General features: G+C 46.9%; 19 protein-coding genes. 9 read left to right on the top strand and 10 right to left on the bottom strand.

Going from position 1 to position 23,100, the window contains the following annotated elements:
• Positions 1-76: 76 nt before the first annotated feature.
• Positions 77-505 (top strand): hypothetical protein, encoded by a 429-nt coding sequence (locus tag MKO97_RS10200; RefSeq protein ID WP_241103117.1) that lies wholly within the window; start codon positions 77-79, stop codon positions 503-505.
• Between the two features lie 42 nt (positions 506-547).
• Here the strand turns inward: MKO97_RS10200 and MKO97_RS10205 are convergent, their stop codons facing one another.
• The 4 genes from MKO97_RS10205 to MKO97_RS10220 form a co-directional block, all read right to left on the bottom strand.
• Positions 548-2,182, bottom strand: a complete 1,635-nt coding sequence (locus MKO97_RS10205; RefSeq protein WP_241103118.1) for a serine hydrolase — start codon at positions 2,180-2,182, stop codon at positions 548-550.
• A gap of 15 nt (positions 2,183-2,197) precedes the next feature.
• On the bottom strand, positions 2,198-2,554 hold the full coding sequence (locus tag MKO97_RS10210) for a hypothetical protein (RefSeq protein ID WP_241103119.1): 357 nt from the start codon (positions 2,552-2,554) through the stop codon (positions 2,198-2,200).
• Positions 2,551-3,039, bottom strand: a complete 489-nt coding sequence (locus tag MKO97_RS10215; RefSeq protein ID WP_241103120.1) for a DoxX family protein — start codon at positions 3,037-3,039, stop codon at positions 2,551-2,553. The genes MKO97_RS10210 and MKO97_RS10215 overlap by 4 nt, the downstream gene beginning before the upstream one ends.
• Positions 3,040-3,128: 89 nt before the next feature.
• The gene (locus MKO97_RS10220; protein ID WP_241103121.1) at positions 3,129-4,358 is read right to left on the bottom strand and encodes an AraC family transcriptional regulator; all 1,230 of its coding nucleotides are present in this window, start codon (positions 4,356-4,358) and stop codon (positions 3,129-3,131) included.
• Between the two features lie 653 nt (positions 4,359-5,011).
• Between MKO97_RS10220 and guaA the strand changes: the two genes are divergently transcribed.
• The 7 genes from guaA (at position 5,012) to MKO97_RS10255 (ending at position 14,344) form a co-directional block, all read left to right on the top strand.
• Entirely contained in the window at positions 5,012-6,541 is a 1,530-nt protein-coding gene (gene guaA, locus MKO97_RS10225) for a glutamine-hydrolyzing GMP synthase (protein ID WP_241103122.1), read from the top strand.
• Positions 6,542-6,576: 35 nt separating this feature from the next.
• Positions 6,577-8,508, top strand: coding sequence for a LysM peptidoglycan-binding domain-containing protein (locus MKO97_RS10230; protein ID WP_241103123.1), 1,932 nt, complete (start codon positions 6,577-6,579; stop codon positions 8,506-8,508).
• A 167-nt stretch (positions 8,509-8,675) separates the two neighbouring features.
• Positions 8,676-9,077: an OsmC family protein gene (locus tag MKO97_RS10235; protein WP_241103124.1), complete on the top strand. Its 402-nt coding sequence runs from the start codon at positions 8,676-8,678 to the stop codon at positions 9,075-9,077.
• A gap of 10 nt (positions 9,078-9,087) precedes the next feature.
• Positions 9,088-9,315, top strand: a complete 228-nt coding sequence (locus MKO97_RS10240; protein ID WP_241103125.1) for a DUF3820 family protein — start codon at positions 9,088-9,090, stop codon at positions 9,313-9,315.
• 102 nt (positions 9,316-9,417) lie between these two features.
• Complete coding sequence (locus MKO97_RS10245) at positions 9,418-11,037, top strand: CTP synthase (protein ID WP_241103126.1); 1,620 nt, start codon at positions 9,418-9,420, stop codon at positions 11,035-11,037.
• Between the two features lie 25 nt (positions 11,038-11,062).
• Positions 11,063-12,943 (top strand): membrane protein insertase YidC, encoded by a 1,881-nt coding sequence (gene yidC / locus MKO97_RS10250; RefSeq protein WP_241103127.1) that lies wholly within the window; start codon positions 11,063-11,065, stop codon positions 12,941-12,943.
• Between the two features lie 699 nt (positions 12,944-13,642).
• Entirely contained in the window at positions 13,643-14,344 is a 702-nt protein-coding gene (locus MKO97_RS10255; RefSeq protein WP_241103128.1) for a toxin-antitoxin system YwqK family antitoxin, read from the top strand.
• A gap of 274 nt (positions 14,345-14,618) precedes the next feature.
• On the opposite strand, the gene MKO97_RS10260 is transcribed toward MKO97_RS10255, so the two are convergent.
• The 6 genes from MKO97_RS10260 to mnmE all read right to left on the bottom strand — a co-directional run bounded on the left by MKO97_RS10260 (position 14,619) and on the right by mnmE (position 22,174).
• The gene (locus MKO97_RS10260; protein ID WP_241103129.1) at positions 14,619-18,413 is read right to left on the bottom strand and encodes a hypothetical protein; all 3,795 of its coding nucleotides are present in this window, start codon (positions 18,411-18,413) and stop codon (positions 14,619-14,621) included.
• A gap of 35 nt (positions 18,414-18,448) precedes the next feature.
• Positions 18,449-18,844 carry a hypothetical protein gene (locus MKO97_RS10265; protein WP_241103130.1) on the bottom strand — a complete coding sequence of 132 codons (396 nt, stop codon included), beginning with the start codon at positions 18,842-18,844 and terminating at the stop codon, positions 18,449-18,451.
• A complete protein-coding gene (locus MKO97_RS10270; RefSeq protein ID WP_241103131.1) occupies positions 18,841-19,626 on the bottom strand; it encodes a hypothetical protein in 786 nt (261 codons plus the stop codon). Before MKO97_RS10270 ends, MKO97_RS10265 begins: the two co-directional genes overlap by 4 nt.
• Positions 19,565-19,801 carry a hypothetical protein gene (locus MKO97_RS10275; protein WP_241103132.1) on the bottom strand — a complete coding sequence of 79 codons (237 nt, stop codon included), beginning with the start codon at positions 19,799-19,801 and terminating at the stop codon, positions 19,565-19,567. The genes MKO97_RS10270 and MKO97_RS10275 overlap by 62 nt, the downstream gene beginning before the upstream one ends.
• 627 nt (positions 19,802-20,428) lie before the next feature.
• Positions 20,429-20,620, bottom strand: coding sequence for a hypothetical protein (locus MKO97_RS10280; RefSeq protein ID WP_241103133.1), 192 nt, complete (start codon positions 20,618-20,620; stop codon positions 20,429-20,431).
• A gap of 159 nt (positions 20,621-20,779) precedes the next feature.
• The gene (gene mnmE / locus MKO97_RS10285; protein WP_241103134.1) at positions 20,780-22,174 is read right to left on the bottom strand and encodes a tRNA uridine-5-carboxymethylaminomethyl(34) synthesis GTPase MnmE; all 1,395 of its coding nucleotides are present in this window, start codon (positions 22,172-22,174) and stop codon (positions 20,780-20,782) included.
• Between the two features lie 99 nt (positions 22,175-22,273).
• Here mnmE and MKO97_RS10290 point away from each other — a divergent pair, with 99 nt between their 5' ends.
• The gene (locus tag MKO97_RS10290; protein ID WP_241103135.1) at positions 22,274-23,098 is read left to right on the top strand and encodes a universal stress protein; all 825 of its coding nucleotides are present in this window, start codon (positions 22,274-22,276) and stop codon (positions 23,096-23,098) included.
• Positions 23,099-23,100: the final 2 nt, after the last annotated feature.

A 23,100-nucleotide genomic window follows, 5' to 3' on the forward strand; every position in this document is an offset into this window, starting at 1 on the left:
GTGGTAAATCTTTCTTAATGAATGTGTTCGATTCGGATGTGATGCGTAACTTCATTAATAAGAAAACGCATTACCCATGAAAAAGATCCTATTGTTCACACTGTTTAGTCTGGGGTTTTTCGCCTCGTCGCGGGCCCAGGTTTCTGTTAACGTCAACATCGGAGCCGCTCCGGCCTGGGCACCCGTTGGCTATGAGGAAGTCGAATACTATTACCTTCCCGACATTGGGGTGTATTATGACCGGCCGCGTGCGGTATACATCTATCCGTCCAACGGTAAATGGATACGGGTAAAGAAATTACCCCCTATGTACCGCGGCTACAATCCGTACCGCGGGCACACCGTGGTGCTGACCGACTACCACGGCCATGCGCCCTACACGCTTTATGAAGTCCATAAAGTGAAATACAAGAAAGGATACTCAAGTCCGCCCCGTGGCGTGAAAGCACATCCGCACGGAAAAGGCAAAGGTCACGGCCACGGTAAAGGTCATGGAAAACATTGACAGAAGCCCTCGGAAGAGGGTTTTTTTATGGTCACTCCGTTGCTATTTCCTTGTAAACACCACCGCTGCGATCCGTTCGCCGTTCAGAAGCACGCTACGCCAACCGTCTGCAGTATACAGTGAATAGGAACCTACTACCAGTTTGTCAGGCGCGACCAAAATACCCTCCATTTCATTTCCACCGATGGTCACTTTATAGGATCGGCCCTCCGTAAGCGCTATGCTCATAAGGGAGTTGGTTTCTGAATTGACAAAGTCGCCGTTGGGAGCGCTGTCGCGGAATCCTGAGAAATTTCCTTGCACTTTTTTCAGGCTGTACGGGGCGTGATCCGTATAATAGGCCGTAACGGAAAGTGCGCCATCGGCCTCTCTTTTGAATTCCTGCTTAAAGGCCGGATCGTATTTCTGGTGGAAGATATTAGGGCCTTCCCTTTCCAGTTCGACGTCATTTCTTCCTGCCCTTGCCAGAAAAAGCGCATAATCTTTTTCGATAAACCGAAAACAGAAGTCAGCGTCAGAGAGATAGGTTCCCAAAACGTCGGACGTCGCTACATATTCTCCTACTTTGTCGGGTACTGTACGCCAGCTGCCGGCATCCGTCGGAATCCCTAGAAAAACGTCGGCCACCTCACGGGTTTGGGTCGATGGCACACATTTACCGCTATTGGTCATCGTAATGATTGTCGTGCGTTTATCGGGAAAACGCAGTACGGTCGCCTTCCATGCGCCGGTGGCTCCTTCGTGAAAAGTGTAGGGTAGTCCTTTGTAAGTACCGAACTCAAGGCCATAGCCATAATTACGGATACCACTTCCAACCAACGGCTGTTGGCTTTTGGCCAATAATGCCGGACTGACGCCTTTCACGGGCCTACCCTGGAGGATGGCTTCCCACAGCATTTGGTCATGCAGGGTGGTAAAAAGGTTGCCGTCGCCCACTACGTTCCATTTCCAGTCGTAGGTCGTCCATTTATCAAAGTTGAAGTATGCCCGGGCAATAGGGCCATAAATATGGCGATAATCGCTTTCGAAAGCCGTGTCGTTCATGCCCAGTTTTTGAAATATTTGATCAGTGTAGGCCCGGAAAGACATCCCCGAAGCGGCTTCAATCACCATTGCCAGCACTATGTAATTGGTATTACTGTAGAGGTAACGGGTTCCGGGAGGAAAGTTAAGCCCTTCCTGCTGCTTTAGGAGTGCCAAAACATCGGCGTTCGAAAAGGTATTTTCCCACCAGGTGAGCCCCATCAATGACCAAAGATCATAACAGTCGCGCAAACCGCTTTGGTGTGTGAGCAAATGTCGGATGGTGATGCGATTCTTTTCGGAGGGTAATACGCCGGGTAAGTAGGTGCGGAAATCATCGTCAAGTGAGAGCTTTCCCGCATCTACCAATAAAAGCACTGCCAATGCGGTGAACTGTTTGCCATTCGATGCGACATTAAAACGACTGTCGACGGTGATGGGCGTCCTGGTTGACAGGTCGGCGAAACCCGAGCAGCGTTGGTAGACTGATTTCCCGTCACGAATGATAGCGCAGGCGACACCCGGTGCGTCGGCGGGCACATCTTTATCGGTAATGGCATCCAATTTTTGGACCCACGCAGGCGGAAGCGCTGTCTGGGCACCCGCGAGTACCGACGAAATGAGTAGGACGATTGGAAGGGCAAGGCGTAGCATATAGCAGCAGTGTTTTTAGGGTTGATCAAAGTTGACGCGTACGAAGATCGTGTCTTTTCCGTCTTCGTAGATAATTTTGCGGTTCGGTTGGTTCTCCAATTCCCATTGGCCATCGACAGTACATTTCATTTCCGAATACGCAAAAGCCGTCCGGGAATGAAGGCAGGCTTCGTAAACCGAATCTTTGATCACTTCCTTCATCGGATAATCCTGCTCCCACGAAAGCGGGTTACCATCGCCGCGAATGCCGACAGACTGGATATTCTTCTTACCCGTCACGGTCAGGGTCACGAACACGGTTTTATCGGTGGCTTTCTGTACGCAACTGGCGACAAGCAGGCCTAATGTAACCAGGAGGAAGTACTTTTTCATGATGTCATTTTTTTGGTGAGGAGATAATCGATACTGAAACGGCCACCGCCCATTACGAGGTGTTGCAGCGCTACGAACAGAAAGGCGAGAGCCGGCAATTGCTGCCACAGGTCGGCGCCGGCGTGTTGGATGTAAGCTGCCACCAGCATCGTACAAATAATCAGGAAGGAGAATACGCGCGTCTGGAAACCGATAATGAGTGCCAGTCCGCCGATCGCTTCCGCGAAAGCGCCCATCCAGGCGAAGAAACCGGGAAACATTTTGAATAGGCCGCCGTATTCGGCTACGTCATTGGGAAACCAAAACGCTACTTCAAAGAGATGGAGATTGGTTTCGGGCGGACTCCATGGCATACCAAATTTGGCGGCCCCAAAGTTGAACGCCAACAGATACCCACAAAAAAGGCGGGGTGTGATCAGCAGCACATCCTGCCACCAGTGGGGCAACAGGGTAGGGCGGGTGAGAAGGGAAAGGATTTTTTTCATGGGTATATCGGTTTGATGAGGCAAAACTGCGGATAAATTGCCTGCCCATCGCGCCAGATCATGATTTGAACCCTTTTTGTAGCCCCGTGCTAGAGCTGTCGTTCGCGAATATATTGCTGTGGCGTTTGCCCTACGGCTTTCCGGAAGGCCCGGTTGAAGGTCGTCTTGCTGTTGAATCCGCAGTCGTAGGCCAGCGACAGTAAGGTGTGCCGTTTGTGTTCTTGTTTTTCCAGTCGCCGGATGAAGTCGTCGATACGGTATTGGTTGACCAGGTCATTAAAGTTCCGCTGGAACACGCGGTTTACCACACGGCTCAATACGGTAATGTTGGTATCGAGGTGGCGGGCGAGGTCAAACAGCGTCAGGTCGGGTTGTTCGAACAGGCGGTTTTCGGATAAAAGGCGTTCGATTTGTGCACCGATCCGCTCCATGTCGGGCGATATAGGCGCTTCGTTGTCTTCCCGTTCTTCCTCCAGTGAAATTTCCTCGAATAATTCGGACGGGGCATCGAGACGAGGGCGGTGTGCGGGAAGCGAGTACATCGTTGCATCACCTCCAAAAACCCGGGTGCGGAAGAAAAAAGGCGTTGCGACGGCGTTGTTGTATCCCGCGATGCCGATGTAGTAACAAATAAGGGCGAACGACAGGAAGTACCACCAACTGTCGTTGTAGTCGACCTTATAGAAAAGGCCGAACAGGGCGACATACAACCAGGCTGCCAGCGTCAGGAGGAAAGCGATGAGGAAATTACGCACCCACCGGAACAGGAAGTCCCCCGCGTTGCTCAATACCTGCTCCACCATCTTTTTGTATCGGTTGTAATAACGGATGGCGGCTACGACGTAGAGGATCATACTCACATAACCCGCGATCTGGTACCAGTCGTCAAAATCCGGATCTTGTTCGTTGGCGAGAAAATAATAGCGTCCGAGGATGAGTTGGTCGTACACGACCATCACGACGCAAAAAAGATTGTAGAGTAGGGCGGGCAGGAAATGCAGCCCATGTTTCTTCCTGAGCCGAAACTTTGGGTTGAACAGGCTTACCACATAGAAAAACAGCACCGGACCGAAGAGAAACAGTTGTTGGAAGGGCAGGTAAAAAAGGAGATCGCGATAGGGTTGTGCGCCATACCATCCGGCAAAACCCACCATCCAGGGGACGATGTAGAGGGCGGCCAGTAACGAAAAAATCCCCAGCCACGCGGCCGGGCGCTGTTGGTTTACCCATCCTTTATATAGAAAAAGTCCGGTGTACACCACATTGTGCACGAAGAACACCAGCAAGAGCGAACTGTGAAAGTTGAAGTCGAATACCATTCGTACAAGTATACGGAATTTGTGCGGAGTAGTGGAGTCGTTTGGGGTTCATAGTTCAGGGTTCATAGTTTATGGTTCATAGTTCATGGTTCATGGTTCATGGTTGATGGTTCATGGTTGGTGGTTCGGGGTTCATGGTTCATGGTTCATGGTTGGTGGTTCATAGTTCATGGTTCATGGTTCATGGTTGACGGTTGAGAGATGGTTGATGGTTCAGGGCTGGGGGATGGACTGGATTTTCCAAGAATCCTGAGGGCTTGATCACCACAATGTCCGTCAAGCTATTCAGATATTTTTTAACAAAATATGCGGTTTTCCCGTACCGTCATGTCTGCGGATTTCGCGAAGGGACGCATCCGCCCCTCCCCATACTCCAAAATACGATTTCCCGGCGACATGGAAGTGTGGGAAAACCGTAGCTTTTGTTAAAAGTGAGTGGTTGAGGGTTGAGGGTTGGTGGTTCATGGTTCATAGTTCATGGTTCATGGTTCATAGTTCATAGCTCATAGTTGGTGGATCGTTGAGAGAGGGGCGTTGGGGGTTGGTGGCGACATCCACAACTACTTTCTCACGTCGAATTCCGAAATCTTGTTCCATTTGCCATTATCCTAACTTCCGCTTTTTTCTCCCGTTGCGTTATACTATTTTTGCACATGCAACACAACGTCCTTATCCTTGATTTCGGCTCGCAGTACACACAACTCATCGCGCGCCGTATTCGCGAACTCAACATCTTTTGCGAAATCCATCCGTTCAACCACCTTCCCGACGACCTTTCTTCTTACAAAGCGGTCATTCTCTCGGGGAGCCCTTTCTCTGTCCGTGCCGACGACGCGCCGCATCCCGACCTGTCACAGATCCGCGGTAAAAAGCCGTTGTTGGCGGTTTGTTACGGGGCACAGTATCTCGCCCATTTCGGTGGAGGTGAGGTAGCGCCTTCCAACATCCGGGAATACGGCAGGGCCAACCTTTCTTACATAAAAGAAGCTGAAGCCTTTTTCGACGGCGTCGACACCCATACCCAAGTGTGGATGAGCCACAGCGACACCATCAAAAAACTACCGGAAAACGGCGTCCGGCTGGCGAGTACACACGATGTGGAAAACGCGGCCTTCCGCATCGAAGGGGAAACTACCTACGCCATCCAGTTCCACCCAGAGGTGTATCATTCCACCGACGGCGCCCGCATGCTCAAGAACTTCCTCGTGAACATCGCACAGGTCTCACAGGATTTTACACCCAACGCTTTCGTCGAAGAGATCGTCACCGAACTTAAAGAGAAAGTCGGAAATGACAAAGTAGTACTCGGCCTTTCGGGTGGTGTCGATTCTACCGTAGCGGCGGTATTGCTGCACAAAGCGATCGGCAAAAACCTCTATTGTATTTTCGTCAACAACGGACTGTTGCGGAAAAACGAATTTGAGAATGTCCTCCACCAATATAAAGACATGGGGCTTAACGTCAAAGGCGTCGACGCCAGTGACCGTTTCCTTTCGGAACTCACCGGTATATCCGACCCTGAGACCAAGCGGAAAACCATCGGCCGCGTCTTCATCGAAGTATTTGACGACGAAGCGCACGCTATCGAAGACGTGAAATGGCTGGCCCAGGGAACGATTTATCCCGATGTGATCGAATCAGTCTCGGTAAAAGGCCCTTCTGCCACGATCAAATCCCACCACAATGTCGGGGGGCTTCCCGATTTCATGAAACTGAAAATCGTTGAGCCGCTTCGGATGTTGTTTAAGGATGAAGTACGCCGCGTAGGCGCCACCCTCGGTATCGATCCGGCGCTACTGGGACGGCATCCGTTCCCTGGTCCGGGACTTTCCATCCGGATTCTCGGCGATATTACCCCGGAAAAAGTGCGTATCTTGCAGGAAGTGGATGCGATTTTCATCGACGGACTCAAGTCGTGGGGACTCTATGACAAAGTCTGGCAAGCGGGTGCGATCCTGTTGCCGGTCGACAGCGTAGGCGTCATGGGCGACGAGCGTACCTATGAGAAAGTGGTGGCCCTCCGCGCGGTTGAATCGACTGACGGTATGACAGCCGACTGGGTGCACCTGCCGTATGAATTCCTGATGAAGATTTCCAACGAGATCATCAACCGGGTGAAAGGCGTGAACCGCGTGGTGTATGACATCAGCTCGAAACCACCTGCCACTATCGAGTGGGAATGATTCTTGCTGTGCGCGCCGCAACCTAAACCGAAAACATGAAGAAACTGCTTTTCCTTTTCCTGCTGTCACTGGCCTCCCTTGTGGGATGTGCCCAAACAAAACCCATCCGGCATACTGTCGCCAAAGGAGAAACCGTCACCCAAATCGCCCAGAAATATAGCGTGACGACGTCGGATATCTTCCGTCTCAATCCGGATGCACAGGCAGGGGTAAAGGAAGGAACCATTTTGCTGATTCCGCCTGCGGTAAATGCCGGAACAAAACCGAAGAAACAACCCGCTTCGTCTGAAGGCACTGCTGTGCATGTGGTAGCGGCAGGCGAAACGTTGTATGGCATCTCCCGCAAATATGACGTATCGGTAGCCGACCTCGAACAGGCCAACCCCAAAGCACTTACCGGATTGAAGGCAGGGGACAGCCTCGTCATTCCACGCGGAAAGGCAAAGGCTGATAAACAGAAAGCGGCCGTCAAATCTGCCTCTAAAACGACCACATTCCACACTGTAGTGGCAGGCGAAACAAAATTCGGCATCGCCAAACAATACGGTATTTCGGTAGCGGAATTGGAGGCTGCCAATCCCGAAATACAGAATGGAGGGCTACAGATCGGATTCCAATTGAAGATCGTAGCCGACCACGCCGTGCGTCCGGCGGAAGAAGCCCCGAAGCCGGTGGTCGTAAAAGAAGAGCCGAAGAAGAATGACTTCCAGGAATATACCGTCAAACCGAAAGAAACGCTGTATGGATTGGCCCGCCGGTTCGACATGAGCCAGGACCAACTGCTGAAACTCAACCCCGAACTGGCCGATGGCGTCAAAGAAGGAATGGTGCTGAAACTGCCGATGAACATCCGGTTTTCTACGGCTGATAAAACTGCATCCGGCTTAGCAGCTACCCTTCGCACGACAGAGCGCAAGAAACTGGTACTCTTACTTCCCTTCAATATTTCCAAAATACAAGGAGACACGTTGAACTCCGTGTCATCGCGACTGAAAACTGATAAATTCCTCAACATGACGCTCGATTTTTATTCGGGTGCGTTGATGGCCATTGATTCGGCGCGTACACTCGGACTCAACGTCGACGTGCGCATACTCGATTCACAGGAAACCAAGAATGCCTCGGCGGTCGCGTCGCTGGTGCAGCAGGAAGATATCGCTTCCGCGGATGCGGTAATCGGTCCGTTCTACCAGGCCAATGCTGAGAAAGCGGCGGAACTGCTGGCGAAAGCGAAGGTGCCGGTGATCTCACCCCTTTCGAAAGACACCGGAAAACCGTATCCCAACCTGATCCAGTCGATGACGCAGGAAGATTATATGCGGGATGGCACGTACAACTACATGGTAAGTAAAGGAAATGTACTGGCAGTCGTCGATCCGAAAAAACTGTCGGTCAAGAAATACCTCGCGGAAAACCAGAAACAGGTACGTCCGGTGCCGTTCGTCAATGGCGTCTTGTCAGTCGATGGCATCCGTTCGATGCTGGTAAAAGACAAAAAGAACTTTGTCGTTTTGGAGACCGAGAGTACGCTAATGATCAAATCGACTATCAATGCGCTGCTGCCGTTGAGTGCGGAATATGACATCCAATTGGCGGTTACAGGTCAGAACGAAACGCTTGATTTCGAAGAGATACAGGTAGCTAACCTGGTGAAATTGCGACTGCTGTATCCGTCATTGACGCGCGATAACGAATCGGCCGACGCCACGGTTTTCGAGCGCGAATACAAAGAGAAAAACAAGATTTTCCCGAATCGCTATGCCGTCCGTGGATTCGACGTCACATTCGATACGCTACTGCGATTGTCACAGGAGAAATCCTATCTGCAAACCCTCGAAACAACGGTTTCTGAACAGGTCGCCAACAAGTTCGACTACGAGCAGAAGAGTTCGGGCGCGTTCGTTAATACGGGGTATTTTATTTTGTATTATGATACGGATATGACGGTTAGAACAATTGATAATTGAGAATTGATAATTGAAAATTAAGTGTTCGGTCCGGAAGTTGCTTCATTAACTATTAAAGAAATCACTATAACAACAAGTTGTTGCAAATAGCTGTCCTCTTGTCCAGTATTGCTGATCAATTCACGATTTTCAATTGTCAATCTCAATTATCAATTCTCAATTAAACCATGACCTCCCAAGTTACCTACCTCGGCGATCTCCGCACTTCCTCCCAACACATAGCCTCCGGGTCTGTCATACTGTCGGACGCGCCTGTCGATAATCACGGACGGGGTGAAGCTTTTTCTCCCACCGACACCGTGGCGAACGCGCTGGCAAGCTGCATGTTTACTGTCATGGGCATCAAGGCCCGCGATATGGGTGTGGATTTTACCGGATCGACCGCCTCGGTCACCAAGCACATGCAGGCGGATCCGCGTCGGATTTCGAAGATCGAAGTGGTTTTCGATATGAAGGTGGCGGTGGATGACAAGACCCGCACCATACTGGAACGTACGGCGCATACGTGTCCGGTTCACCTGAGCCTGCATCCCGATATCGAGAAGGTCATCACCTTCCAATGGCAATAGGCGCCGCTACATGCTCCCAGAGGAAGAACTGATTCAACTCGCACACACCAAAATGCCGTTCGGGAAATACGAAGGGCGCTTTCTCGTGGACTTGCCCGAGTTCTATCTCGTATGGTACCGCAACAAAGGCTTCCCAAAAGGAAAACTGGGCAACCAGTTGCAACTCGTCTATGAGCTGAAATTAAACGGGTTGGAGGGATTGTTACGCGACATCCGCCACCGGTTTCCCCGCACCTGATTCCCTGCTATTTTCCGGTTTGCCCATACGCCTAAATCCGAAATATTCGCGTATTTTTGCGCCGGTTTTTCCACACGACCACACAACACAACAACTACGACAATGACAAAAACGAAGTACATTTTTGTGACCGGCGGCGTGAGCTCTTCCCTCGGGAAAGGCATCATTGCGGCCTCCCTCGCGAAATTGTTGCAGGCCCGGGGTTACAGGGCCACGATACAGAAGTTCGATCCCTACATCAATGTGGATCCGGGCACGCTGAATCCGTATGAACACGGCGAATGCTACGTAACCGACGACGGCGCCGAAACCGACCTCGACCTGGGGCACTACGAGCGCTTCCTGAATGTGCCGACGTCCCAGGCCAATAACGTCACCACCGGGCGCGTATACCTGTCTGTCATCGAGAAAGAACGCCGCGGCGAATTCCTTGGAAAAACCGTGCAGGTCGTTCCCCACATCACCAACGAGATCAAAAGCCGCATGCAGCAATTGGGCCACAGCGGGGATTTCGACATTGTAATCACGGAGATAGGAGGGACGGTCGGTGACATCGAATCCCTTCCGTATATCGAATCCGTCCGACAATTAGTGTGGGAACTGGGCGATCAAAACAGCCTGGTCGTACACCTGACGCTTATCCCATTCCTTGCGGCGGCAGGTGAGCTTAAGACGAAACCGACGCAACACTCGGTCAAGACGTTGATGGAAAGCGGTATCAAGGCCGATATTCTCGTATGCCGTACGGAGCACGAACTTTCGGATGAACTACGCCAGAAACTGGCGCTTTTCTGTAATGTGAAGCGTGAGGCTGTTATCCAGTCGATTGATGCCTCGACGATTTATGAAGTACCGAATCTGATGTTAGAGGAAGGACTTGACGTCGTTGCCTTACGGAAACTCGGCCTTCCGATGAAAAACACACCGGACCTGAAGAACTGGAACCTCTTCCTGCACCGCCTGAAAAATCCGAAACACGTGGTGAACATCGGCCTGATCGGAAAATATGTGGAGTTGCAGGATTCCTATAAATCGATTTTGGAAGCCTTCATCCATGCGGGCGCAGCGAACGAGACCAAGGTGAATGTCGTGTCGATCCATTCTGAATTCATCGACGCATCGAACGTGGCCTCTAAGTTTGCCGGTCTCGACGGTATCCTTGTGGCGCCAGGCTTTGGCGAGCGCGGTATCGAAGGAAAGATCGAAGCGGTGCGCTATGCCCGTGAGAACCGGATTCCGTTTTTCGGTATCTGCCTCGGTATGCAGATGGCGGTGATTGAGTTCGCCCGTAATGTGGTGGGACTCAAAGATGCCAACTCCACCGAGATGAACCAGGGCACCGCACATCCGGTTATCGATTTGATGGAAGAACAGAAAACCGTTACTGACAAGGGCGGTACCATGCGTTTGGGATCCTGGAAATGTGACATCCAAACCGACACCCTGGCCTACGAAATTTACAAAACGGAGCATATTGCCGAGCGTCACCGCCACCGCTACGAATTCAATGGCGAATACCTCGACCGTTTGCAGTCGGCCGGACTGAAAGCATCCGGCGTCAATCCTGACACTGGGCTGGTGGAAGTGGTGGAGATTGCCGACCATCCGTTTTTCATTGGTGTACAATACCATCCTGAATACAAGAGTACCGTTGCCAACCCCCATCCGCTTTTCACCGGATTTGTGGCGGCGACGGTGAAAGCAAAAAAGAAAACAGCGTAATCAAATCCGGCGTAAGCCGAACAACATGGAAGAACAAAAGAAATTTGACCCAAAATCGATCATCGGATTTGTCCTCATCTTCGGTATCCTGATGTGGATGATGTACCAGAACCAGCCAAAGCCTGAAGCCAAGGCCAAGGCAAAAAAGGAAGCGGCGGCACCGGCCAAGGCAGCACCCGCTCCGGATCCGATGGCGACGGTCGAAGCCGATACGACACTGGCGGATTCCTCAAAATTGGCGAAACTCCGCGGCACACTCGGTAATTTTGCCTATTCCGCGACCCTGCCATCCGCAAAAGGAGGCACTACTACGATCGAAAATGACGTGCTACGTTTGGTAATTTCCAACAAAGGCGGCTATATCACGGAAGCTACGCTGAAGAAGTTCGAGCGTTTCGAGAAAGGATCGGGGCAACTCGTGAGCCTGGTCAAAAACAACAACGCCCACCTGAACCTGAAGTTGCAGACGTTGGACAACCGTTCGCTTGATACCAAGAATTTGTTCTTCGAACCGACACTGACGAAAAATGGCAACGAGCAGGTACTGACCATGCGTCTGAAGGCCGGTGCAAACGAATACCTCGAGTACCGCTATGCGTTGAAAGACGATTATATGCTTGACTTCAGCATCCGTTCACAGGGACTGTCGAAGACGCTTAACACGTCGAAACCGCTTGATTTGGAGTGGGACCTGAAATCGTACCGCAACGAGAAGAGTGTGGCGTATGAAAACCGCTACGCCGACGTTCGTTACCGCTATGAAGACGATAAGAACGATTACCTCGGGCAGGGACAAGACAAAACCGAAACCCTTTCGGATGTGTCGTACGTGGCGTTCAAACAGCATTTCTTTACGTCGATCCTCCTGACGGACCGTAAGTTCAAGAAGGCAGAAGTCTATTCGAACAACCTCGTGCACGACGATACGAAAGACACCATCTTCACCAAGCAATTCCGCGCGACGCTGCCACTGGCTTTCAACGCCGGTGAGATCAGCGAGAAGATGAACTGGTATTACGGTCCGACCGATTATAAGAAACTCGCTTCGTACGAGCGCGACGTGGAAAACATCGTGCCGCTGGGCTGGGGTATCTTCGGCTGGATCAACCGCCACCTGTTTATCCCGACGTTTGGCTTCCTGATGTCGTTCTTGTTGCCGGGTCTGGCCATTATCCTGTTCACCATCCTGGTGCGTCTCGTGATGTCGCCGGTGACGTATAAATCGTATGTATCGCAGGCCAAGATGAAGGTACTGCGTCCGGATATCGCTGCGTTGAACGACAAATACAAGAACGACGCGATGAAGAAGCAGCAGGAAACGATGAAACTGTATAACCAGGCAGGCGTTAACCCGATGGCGGGCTGTTTGCCAGCGTTGCTGCAGATTCCGGTTTTTTACTCGTTGTTCCAGTTGTTCCCGGCTGCAATTGAATTGCGCCAGAAGAGCTTCCTTTGGGCGAAAGATCTCTCGTCATTCGACCAGGTGTTCAAATTACCGTTTCACATCCCCGCGTATGGCGACCACGTGAGCCTGTTTCCGATACTGGCCGCGCTGGCGATCTTTTTCTACATGAAGATGACGACCGGCGACCAGCCGATGACGGCACCACAGCAGGAAGGTATGCCGGATATGCAGAAAATCATGAAAGTGATGATCTACATCTCGCCGTTGATGATGTTGATTTTCTTCAACAACTATGCATCCGGACTCAGTTTGTACTACTTTATCTCGAACACGATCACGATTGCGATCATGCTCGTCATCAAGAACTACATCGTAGACAACGACAAGATCCACGCCGCCATCCAGGCCAACAAGCAACGCGAGCCGAAGCAAATGGGTAAATTCCAGCGTAAGATGCAGGAAATGATGGAGCAGGCGGAAGCGCAGAAGAAGAAGAAATAGTTGGGAGTTCGTAGTTCGTAGTTCATGGTTCATGGTTCATGGTTCATGGTTGATAATTGGTAGTTCAGGGTTGGACTTGGCGTCATTTCAACATAAGCCAATAGAAAATGCCTCGCGTAATGCGGGGCTTTTTGTTGGGGAGGAGCGAGGAGCAAGTATCAAGTATCAAGGAGCGAGGAGCAAGGAGCAAGAAGCAAGAACCATGAAACAAGAGTCAACAACCAACAACCAAGAACCATCAACTATCAACTATCAACTATCAACTATCAACCCCTAACTCCTAACCTCACCTTTAACAAAAACGGCGGATTTCCCGTAAAACGGTCTCGTCGGGAAATGGTATCTTGTCATAGGGAAGGGGCGGATGCGTCCCTTACGAAATGCAATGCAACCGGTGGTACGGGAAAACCGTAGTATTTGTTAAAGTTGGCGAAAGTAAGTAGTCGGAGTCAGGAGGCTGGGAGCGCGAGAGGCAAGAATCAAGAATCAAGAATCAAGAATCAAGAAACAAGAAGCAAGAGTCAACAACCAAGAACCGAGAACCAACAACCAAGAACCAACAACCAACAACCAAGAACCAAGAACCAAGAACCAAGAACCAAGAACCAAGAACCATCAACTATCAACCCCCACCCCAAAATATTCCTCCCTTCCCCGCGTTTCTTTCTAATCATTATTTTTGCACCACGAAACCCAGCCATGAAACGACTACTTCTTATTGCTCTAATGTTGTCTGTCACCACCGGATTTGCTCAGGAGGTGAACCAATTGGATGCGGAGGGCCGCAAACACGGACTCTGGCGCGGTGTCTACGAAGAATCAAAACGCCCGCGCTACGAAGGCACTTTCGAACATGGCGTCGAGACCGGCACTTTCAAATACTTTGATGATACGAAGACAGGCGGTGTGATTGCCACACGGGTGTTCACCAACAACGGGCATAATGCCTACACGACCTTGTTTACGCGAAAAGGCAACAAAGTGAGTGAAGGGCTCACCGTGGACCGGGTGAACGAAGGCAAATGGATCTACTATCACGAAGACCTTCCGGATATCATGACTACCGAAACCTACGTCAAAGGCAAACTGGAAGGCGTGCGCAAGGTCTTTTTCCGCGGCGGTGCGATTGCCGAGGAATGTGGCTACCGCAACGATTTGAAAGACGGGATATATAAGAAATACACTGAAAAAGGGATTGTCTTAGAAGAATCCCACTACAAAGCCGGACAACCCGAAGGCCACGCCATTTACCGCGATGCCGAAGGTAACCTGGTGGCGGAAGGCGAATATGTGAACGGCGCCAAAAAAGGGATCTGGACCATCCGCGACGAAAACAATAAACTCACCAAAGTGCGGTTTCCGTTGAAGACGAAGAAGTTTGAGAAGCGGAAGAAAAGTTAGTACAATCGACCCAGTCTTTCTGTAAGGATCGCTTTATAGGCCTCTTCGAAGGTGTCTGTCATAAAACTTCGGTCGATCTCACCGGCATCGTCTTGGGCATAAAACACAACAACGTTTGAAGGCAATCGGAAAACAAGCTACTTCCCGATACAGAAAGTGATGTTTTTGAATTAAAATTCTGATTTACAATGTCTAACATAGTTAATTATGTCGTAAAAATGTAAAACAGCAGCAAATCTGCGTAAATCATGAGAAAACAAAGACCAAGAATTTTCTATTTAAGGCTTCTTAAAAGCGCATTTTCATCTTCCCAAGACGCGTCATGCAAATATCCATCACGGAGATTCTTGAAAATTAACGAGACATTAGAATAAGTGATTTTTGTCTTTTCAAAGAGTCCATTAAAATATTTTGCTCTATGACGTTCAATATCTCCCCCATCAAAAGCTCCTCTGCTAGTAAAACCAAGATTATTTGAAATTTGCATCTCAAAACCTTGTTTCATTTCCTCACTATTGATTTCCTCCAATAACTCATATATTTCATCTGGATATCCTTTATCCTCAGAAATATTGATTGGGTATTTTGCTAGTAATTTTCCAATTGACCTATCTGCTGACTCAATTCTGAATTTCTCTTTAGCTAATTCTCTGACTTTTGAAACCCAATCATTTAGTTCTTTTTCATCTAAGCTACCATCATCTTTAAGTGAAGGAATGACGTTGAAGGATTCGAATAGAGGATACGTGAATTCAAAAATTAGTTTAGAGTTATCTTCCTTCTTGTTTTTTTCTAATTCTTCCTCACGTAATTTTTCATCGGTGGGTAAATATACTTGGCACAAAACCCCCATATACTCGTCAGGCTCTTTTGACATTAGCTTAAATAGATTTTTAGGTTGAGGGGAATGCGAGCCTCTAAAAACAAAGAAAAATTTCATTTCCACATTAGCTCCTCTTACCTCATCGTAATCCTCTTTGGTATAAAGTAAATTTAGGATGCTTTCAAAACTATGATGATCGAAAGAAGCGTTATCATCGAAATCTTCAAATGATACATCCTCTAGCAGTTTTAATATTTCTTCCGAAGTAAAGTCGATTTTACGAATTAATCGAATATTCATTCCAAGAGTATTCAAATAAACAAACGGCTTCTTATAATGATTCAGCTTACTCAAAGCGAAACCTAATTCTTCCTTGTCATTCAAATATAAATATTGCTGTTGCGATCTCCAGTATAGAGTATCTATCTCAGACGATAAACCTTCAATATTTTTCCAAAGGTCAATCGTATTGTGAAGTGAAAGAAGAAATCTAACTATCCCCTCGTCAGAAAGGCCGGATGTCATGAGATCATTTAATATTCTAATTTGATCTCCCAATGAAGTTCGGTTTTCTGAAATGCGAATAAAAGGATTTACTAAACGAATGTGTTTAGGATTATCAGAGTCTACGAGCCTATAAACCTTTATCCTGTTCTCATCTGATAATTCCATAAAAGCTAAGGTATTGCCGTATAGTTCCGGATGTTCAACCTGTGTTCCCAATTCTAAAATTCTGTCAATACTGTACTGTTCAATGACATCCGTTACAAAGGCGATACGTTTTTCTCTATTTTCTTGTTCTCGTTTTTCATAGTTTTTTTCCGGCTCTCCGTCAATCGATACAGGATTATGTTCTTCGAATAAATATTTACCGTTTAGAACTAAATCATCAACTTTAAATTTATTCGCAGTGAGTTCGATCTTTTGTAAAATTTCATTTGGCAATGCCCATTCTGCATCCGGATAACTTCGGTGATTTCCTATATCCTGCCGGAATTTTTGGAAAAAAGAGTTCTTTACTTCATCATCAAAACCTAGAGCGGATTCTATGATTTCTAAGGCTTCTGGGATTTTATCCCAGTCCATATCATCTAATAGATCAATTAGTTTAAGAAGCCTAGGTATATTCTCTCTCGAAAGCTCGATAACTTTATCAATACAGAACCTTCTCATAAAGTGAACTTCTCTATTCGAAACTCTGATTTGATGAATGTCACCAAATAAGCGCCATTTAGGTCTAGGTATGTGGAAAGCAGTATCAAGCCTACTATTAACCATACCTATCATTAATCCATAAATAAGATCAGGATATTTTTTCAGCAAGATTTCAAGTATTGCTTTACGCTCTTCCGCGTTCGCATTTGTTTGTGGATACCAAATTCTAAAGATGCTTTTTAGGGAACTTAACGGAGTATTAGCAGTAGGGAGTTTTTCAGGAGCTAAAATGATCAAATCGCATAAACAGACACTAACCCGTTTTAGATATTCTGGCATCCACGCTATTGTGTCTAAACACCAAAGCAGAGGGGCAATATCGTTACTTGTACTTAGAAAACCATTTTCTTCCTCGTAAAATTCTTTAACGGATTGATCTTTAATTACTCTTTCTAAATTGTCCAAAAAGACACTAGGAGATGCTTCTGCCAAAGTCATCAAGTTTGTTGATAAACTTCTCCATACAGCCAAATCCTTTGTCAAAATTGAGCTTACTATGTTATCGGTATATAATTGGGGATTTGCAATGCCAATACCGTATTTTGACCCTAAAATGGCAATAATTCCTAAGGTTTCGCAGAGCCCTTCCTTTAGACCGGATGTGTATTTAGGAGCTTTTTCAGGGGTTTGAATGAAGTTTCCTCTTTCTGATGGAGGAAGTGTATATTTAAATGCTATCTCTTGCAATACTTCGTCGCAAATTGATGCAAAATTATCTAAGTCTGCTTTCGACACATGTTTGGCCATAAACAACCATATATCGGTCGGGGAAACTAGTCTCCAAGTACCATTAAAATGATATACGGGAGCATCTTCTTTGAACAATAGTGATTTTAGAGTCTTTTCATATTCATCAAATGTCTTACCGCTTATTTTGGATAAAATTTCTCGGTCGCCAGCACTATTTTCGGAAAATCTATTTAATAAAAGTAATGGTATAACTTCCAAAACCGGAAGTGTTTCGAGCCATTTTGGCGGAGTGTTTTCAATTTCCAGAAATCTTCTGAGGACAGATATATTTCTACCTGTGTTTTTATTTAGAATTCGTGCTTGTTCAGAATCAATTCCCATCTTAAGCAAACCACCTTCGAAATCATCATTTGATACTATTGGTAAAACTATAGCTTCCGAAGTAATGTCATTAGAAAAACTTAAAGGGTAAATAAGTTTATGCCCTTTGTGCAGGGCTGCTGTTATATCGGTATTCTCTGCTCTAAAATTCACCATTATTATGATTGGAATAGTAGCATCAATCAGACGGTTAAATGCGTCGCGATTGTCAACAATTACCATTTTAGAAGACAATGAAATCTTCTCATCTTCGTCCAACTGTTCTATAATAGCTAATGGAAATATCAGAGATTCGTCTTTTGTTACAGATTTGATGTAACAGACTCCAATCTCATTTCTAATAAAATTTTTTACTTTTTCAATTTCCGGACTTCTGCTTTGTCCAGCAATTAGTTGAGTAGCGATTTTATAGGTTTTGTTATCGCTCCAACGTTTCCAATATTCTTCGATAGAGTAAATGCCAAAAGAAGGCTTGCCAAGTTTTTCGGCTAACCAGAGTTCTACCGATGGGGCAAGTTCTAACCAATGATCTATGTCGATAGCATCATAATATCGTACTTCTTTCCAAACAGCTTCTCCATTTTTTTCTACCACCCATTTTCTTTTGTCCCGGTATTTTTTTGCACTTATGTTTATATAAGTTGTTTGTTCGGGAATTTTATCTAGTGGATCAAGTTTTCTTTTGTTATAATCCTCATCGGCTTTCGCCCCTTTCTTATTAGAACTTCCAAATTCCCAAACGCTTTCTCCTTCAGGGACGTACGTGTTTTGAGTTTCGCAGCTTAATTCTCCATCATAACCGCCTGTGCGCACATCTTCGCCATAAGGAAAGTGGATGTATTTTATAAACTTGTTATCAATAGTAGCTACTATTAGCTTTCTAATGAGATGAGGTAAGTGATATTCACAATCGACCGTTGCCGCCCAGTTATTTATATCTGTTGTGTTTAGAAATCTCATAAAATCAATGTTCAGTCAAAATGGATCAGAAGAATCTAATTCGGGTAAATTGGTATGTCTCTTCTAGTAAAACGCTCTCCATTACCTTTTGTGTAACCTTCTCTATTAAGGATACGGGCAATTTTTGCCCGTTTAAGTTTGCCATTATTCCTGACATGAAATCTCATTAGTTCTTTCATACGCACGCTTGAAGGATCAGGCAAATCGGCAGGCGGAACATACGCTTCGGCTTCATCCCCATAATCAATGGTATCGGTTTCCTCAACATCAAAAGTATCTACTGGCTTAAAATCAGGATTATCTTCGTATTGAGTAGGTTCAACAACAACGGATTCCTCCTGTGTTTGCGCATTGTTTTCGGCTCGTTGAACACAAGAGAAGTATAAAACTGATATTGCTAAAAAGCCGACATTTTTAAAGCATGATTTCATTTTTCGTTAATACAGATTATTTTTTGTTTTTTATCGAATCCTATTTGATATTCCCTATTTGTAAAAATTTGATAATTGCAGCCGTTTTCATATTTTATGAAGCCATAATTTTGGTTATTACTTCTTTGTTGCCAAAGAGAATAGGTTATTCCCTTTCCGTGTGGAATCAGCAATTCAGTCCATTTTTCACCATCTGTACTTACCGTAATGACGACATCTTGTGTGGTTACGTTTTTGATTGCCACTTCTCCATTATATCTTTTGACAGGTTTGGGTAAATTATTGAAAGCACTTTGAGAATTGGAAGTAATTCTATCCCATTTGACAATGTTTAGCTTATCATATGCTTCAAAAGTAGATAATGCACTTGTAAAAAGATTCATTGCTCCTGTAGTGAATTTAATAAAACTTCTAAATGCTCCTTTTTCAGCAAAAAGTTCTGTAACTGTATCAGCAAAAGAAAATACTTGAGAACCCAGATTAACGCATGTAGTCAGAAAATCTACACCAGCAGCGATTTTATCACATATTTCCGAATTGTCTGACCCGACAGCCACAAGACATATTTCTTTAGCAACAGTAGGTAATGCATTAGTAGCAATTCCTACTACGAGTGAAAGAAGAGGATTGCCATTTGCATCATAATGTTTGATTACAATATATTGGTCAGATGAATAGACAAGCTCTCCTTCAATAGTCTGACTACCAAATTGAAATGTTTTAGCGTTGGCAGGTATGGAAATAGCCAGGGCTAATAGGATTAGGAGTAATATCTTTTTCATATTCTCTCAGTTTTTTAGTTAAAAATATTGGCTTTAATACAAGCCTAGCTGGAGGACCATATTCAATTGAAATTTCTTCACAATCACGAAAAATAGCCACAATTAGCGAAATACCTATTGAAACCGCAACTATCATAAGTGCAATGTCTAAGCCCGTGTATGCTGCCGCTGCCATAAATGATATACCCCCGGATATAGGGCCAAGAACTATAAGTACACCTAGTGCCACGGGCCCTAACAGTGCAATTTTTTTGTATTGCGTACGTTGGTAGCTAATTCCCCCTCTATTATAATTTCGGCGGCTTTATCATCCTTCGCTCTTTTCAGTTCTTCTTTTGTTCTTACAAGCATAAGTTAAGGAAACATACGGAATTATCTAATCTTAACTGGAGAATAAGTATGTTTCAATCAGAATTTACGTCATTATTGGAACTTAAAATTCTTATACTAAATTAATCAAAAAGAGTGTGCCCTATTAAAAATCAAAAGGCTTTTCGATTAAAAGTTATGTTTTCCAGATAAGTAACGTTTTGGGGATACTATTCTTTATTTTAGATGTATTTCGAAGGTGCTTTTTGAATGGGTTGGACTTGAAAACTTAAATCGTATTCTAATAGATGTTATTCATTTAGTATTTCAATTATAGTACATTCTAAATCTACCTTAGCTCGTACCACATTTAATACAAGTCACCCATAAGCATTCTTTCTTCTAAACTTCATAACAACGACTGCATAATCAAGAAACAATTTATATAACGTTTGGACCTGCTCAAAGCTGTCGGGATCGTTCATATTTTCTTTCACCATTTTATCAATTCCCGGTGTGAGCCATCCCAGCCGCTTAAACAATTTTCCTCAAATTCCTTTTCACGTTTATCGTATTCTTGCTGTTGCTTTTTAACCATTGCCTCGGCTTCTTTATTCAATTTCTGATTTTGTACAATATCTGAGTTGAGGTAGGTCAGGTAATCCGGAACTTTGCTGTTTTTCATATCTGATCTTTCCAGCCTTCGAGTAGGTGAATGCTGAACTATTAGAATTCACAAATTATTTATTATCGACATCGTATATGAGCATATAGTCGTTAATGATCCTTTTCAGGATCTTCTTATTGCTTTTATTTGCATTTCAGTTTCCCTTGGTCCCATAGTTTACTTCCCAATACAAAAATTCGCAAAAATATTCCCCAACAATTCATCATTCGTCACTTCACCCGTGATCAGGCCGAAATGATACAACGCATCGCGGATGTCGATGGCAAGTAAGTCGCCCGTAAGGCCGCCAGCCATACCAAAACGCACTTTTTCAATTGCCGTAAGCGCGTGCAGCAACGCATCGTAATGCCGCGCATTCGTAACGATGGTTTCGTTGTTGCGAAGGGCGCCCGTCTGCACAAACGCCGTCAGTTGTTGTTTCAGGGTGTCGACGCCGGCTTTGTCTTTGGCGGAAAGGAGCAGGAGTTCCGGCAGTTCGGTAACGAGTAAGGCTTTTTGGCCCTCGTTGAGGCGGTCGGCCTTGTTGCCCACTACGACTAAGGTTTTCTGCGGGTAGCGTTCACGCACCATGGCGATTTCGGTGCGTACCTCCGCACGTCGCGTCGCGTCAGTCAGCTGCGAACTATCCACAAGGTACAATACCACTTCGGCCTGCGCCATTTTTTCAAATGTCCGCTGGATGCCGATGTGTTCCACCACGTCTTTCGTTTCGCGGATGCCGGCCGTATCGATGAAGCGGAATGCAATGCCGTCAATCACCAGCTCGTCTTCGATGGTGTCGCGTGTCGTACCGGCGATATCCGAGACGATGGCACGTTCTTCGTTCAACAGGGCATTCAGTAAGGTCGACTTCCCCACGTTGGGTTCACCGACAATCGCCACCGGAATGCCGTTTTTCAATACATTCCCCACCGCAAATGAATCGGCGAGGCGCTTCAATACCATTGACGTCCGGTTCAACAACTGTTCAAACTGGCTGCGGTCGGCAAATTCCACATCTTCTTCCGAAAAGTCGAGTTCCAACTCAATCAACGAAGCGAAATTGAGCAACTCCTGTCGTAACAATTGCAGCTCATTACTGAAGCCGCCGCGCATCTGCTGCATGGCAATCTTATGGGCCGCTTCACTGTCGGATTGGATCAGGTCGGCGACTGCTTCTGCCTGCGACAGGTCCATTTTGCCGTTCAGGAAGGCCCGCAGGGTAAACTCACCCGGTTCGGCCGTACGACAGCCTTCCCGCACCAACAATTGCAGGATCTGTTGTTGGATGTACACCGATCCGTGGCAGGAAATCTCAATCGTATTTTCGCCGGTATAGGAGTGTGGACCGTGAAACACTGATACCAGCACTTCATCCAAAATCCGATCGCCGTCTACCAGGTGCCCGAGATGCAGGGTGTGGGTTTTCTGTGCCCGAAGGTCTTTTCCCTTCGCCGACCGGAAATGCGGTGCCACGCGGTCGATCGCATCCGGTCCTGAAACGCGAATAATGGCAATCGCGCCGGCTCCGGATGGGGTAGCAAGCGCTACGATAGTGTCATGTGGCAGCATCCTGCAAAAATACGGAAAAGCGGTGGGTTAAAAAATGACAAACGACAAAGGTAGCCCCCGGCGGAATGCGTACCTTAGAGTATTCCCAATAGTCCCATCATGAAAAAAATCCTGTTTCCCACCGATTTCTCGAACGCCTCCCTCAATGCCTTCGCCTACGCACTCGATTTGGCGGATGCAAACGGTTCTGAGATTATTACACTGCATGTCTACCAGTTACCGGTACTCGACTACGATGGGGTGCCGCCGTATTTGCTGGAAACCTATGATGTTTTTGAACTCGGCAGTTTCGAGAACTTCCGCGACCAGGTGCCGGCCTTACGCGATGTAGCGGCGGCCCGCCAGAAACAGCACGTGCCCGTCCGTAATGTATTGCTGGAAGGCGATTTGGTCACCGCTATCACCGATCTGGTCAAGGAAGAAAGCATCGACCTCGTCGTCATGGGCACCAAAGGCGCATCAGGACTGGAAGAAATTTTCCTCGGTACGACCACGGCCCGTGTTATGGCAGCAGTGGACATCGCGGTGATCGCCATTCCGGAAGCGGCGGCCTATAAACCTATCAGTAAGATTGGCTTTGCCACGGAACTCCATGACGACGACCGGCGCAGGCTCGAACGCGTCATTACCATCGCGCAATCGCTTGGTGCCACCGTCGAATGCCTGCATGTGCAAACGCCACAGTCAATTGTCAGTGATGTGTTAGTGGCCGATTGGGAACTGGTTTTCCAGGGGCGCGCCTCGTTTACTTTGGTAGGGGAGGAGGATGTCGAACAGGCGATTCTCGATTTCTGTTCGACACATGCTATCGATATGATGGCGATGGTGCAACACAAACGCGGTTTCTTCGAAGGATTGTTCCACCGCAGCCGCACCAAACAATTGGCGTACCACAGCGACGTCCCGCTACTGGCGCTTAAATAAAA

The organism is Flavobacterium sp. HJ-32-4, from assembly GCF_022532105.1.
In the GTDB taxonomy this organism is placed as follows: Bacteria; Bacteroidota; Bacteroidia; order Flavobacteriales; family Flavobacteriaceae; genus Flavobacterium.

What these genes read in the sequence shown, in the direction of transcription:
- MKO97_RS10230 (WP_241103123.1), top strand. Translation starts at nt 6,577, where the DNA reads ATGAAGAAACTGCTTTTCCTTTTCCTGCTGTCACTGGCCTCCCTTGTG.
- MKO97_RS10215 (WP_241103120.1), bottom strand. Translation starts at nt 3,039, where the DNA reads ATGAAAAAAATCCTTTCCCTTCTCACCCGCCCTACCCTGTTGCCCCAC.
- MKO97_RS10220 (WP_241103121.1), bottom strand. Translation starts at nt 4,358, where the DNA reads ATGGTATTCGACTTCAACTTTCACAGTTCGCTCTTGCTGGTGTTCTTC.
- MKO97_RS10275 (WP_241103132.1), bottom strand. Translation starts at nt 19,801, where the DNA reads ATGGCAGCGGCAGCATACACGGGCTTAGACATTGCACTTATGATAGTT.
- MKO97_RS10280 (WP_241103133.1), bottom strand. Translation starts at nt 20,620, where the DNA reads ATGAAAAACAGCAAAGTTCCGGATTACCTGACCTACCTCAACTCAGAT.
- MKO97_RS10255 (WP_241103128.1), top strand. Translation starts at nt 13,643, where the DNA reads ATGAAACGACTACTTCTTATTGCTCTAATGTTGTCTGTCACCACCGGA.
- MKO97_RS10245 (WP_241103126.1), top strand. Translation starts at nt 9,418, where the DNA reads ATGACAAAAACGAAGTACATTTTTGTGACCGGCGGCGTGAGCTCTTCC.
- MKO97_RS10235 (WP_241103124.1), top strand. Translation starts at nt 8,676, where the DNA reads ATGACCTCCCAAGTTACCTACCTCGGCGATCTCCGCACTTCCTCCCAA.
- MKO97_RS10205 (WP_241103118.1), bottom strand. Translation starts at nt 2,182, where the DNA reads ATGCTACGCCTTGCCCTTCCAATCGTCCTACTCATTTCGTCGGTACTC.
- yidC (WP_241103127.1), top strand. Translation starts at nt 11,063, where the DNA reads ATGGAAGAACAAAAGAAATTTGACCCAAAATCGATCATCGGATTTGTC.
- MKO97_RS10200 (WP_241103117.1), top strand. Translation starts at nt 77, where the DNA reads ATGAAAAAGATCCTATTGTTCACACTGTTTAGTCTGGGGTTTTTCGCC.
- MKO97_RS10290 (WP_241103135.1), top strand. Translation starts at nt 22,274, where the DNA reads ATGAAAAAAATCCTGTTTCCCACCGATTTCTCGAACGCCTCCCTCAAT.
- MKO97_RS10240 (WP_241103125.1), top strand. Translation starts at nt 9,088, where the DNA reads ATGCTCCCAGAGGAAGAACTGATTCAACTCGCACACACCAAAATGCCG.
- guaA (WP_241103122.1), top strand. Translation starts at nt 5,012, where the DNA reads ATGCAACACAACGTCCTTATCCTTGATTTCGGCTCGCAGTACACACAA.
- MKO97_RS10210 (WP_241103119.1), bottom strand. Translation starts at nt 2,554, where the DNA reads ATGAAAAAGTACTTCCTCCTGGTTACATTAGGCCTGCTTGTCGCCAGT.
- MKO97_RS10265 (WP_241103130.1), bottom strand. Translation starts at nt 18,844, where the DNA reads ATGAAATCATGCTTTAAAAATGTCGGCTTTTTAGCAATATCAGTTTTA.
- MKO97_RS10270 (WP_241103131.1), bottom strand. Translation starts at nt 19,626, where the DNA reads ATGAAAAAGATATTACTCCTAATCCTATTAGCCCTGGCTATTTCCATA.
- mnmE (WP_241103134.1), bottom strand. Translation starts at nt 22,174, where the DNA reads ATGCTGCCACATGACACTATCGTAGCGCTTGCTACCCCATCCGGAGCC.
- MKO97_RS10260 (WP_241103129.1), bottom strand. Translation starts at nt 18,413, where the DNA reads ATGAGATTTCTAAACACAACAGATATAAATAACTGGGCGGCAACGGTC.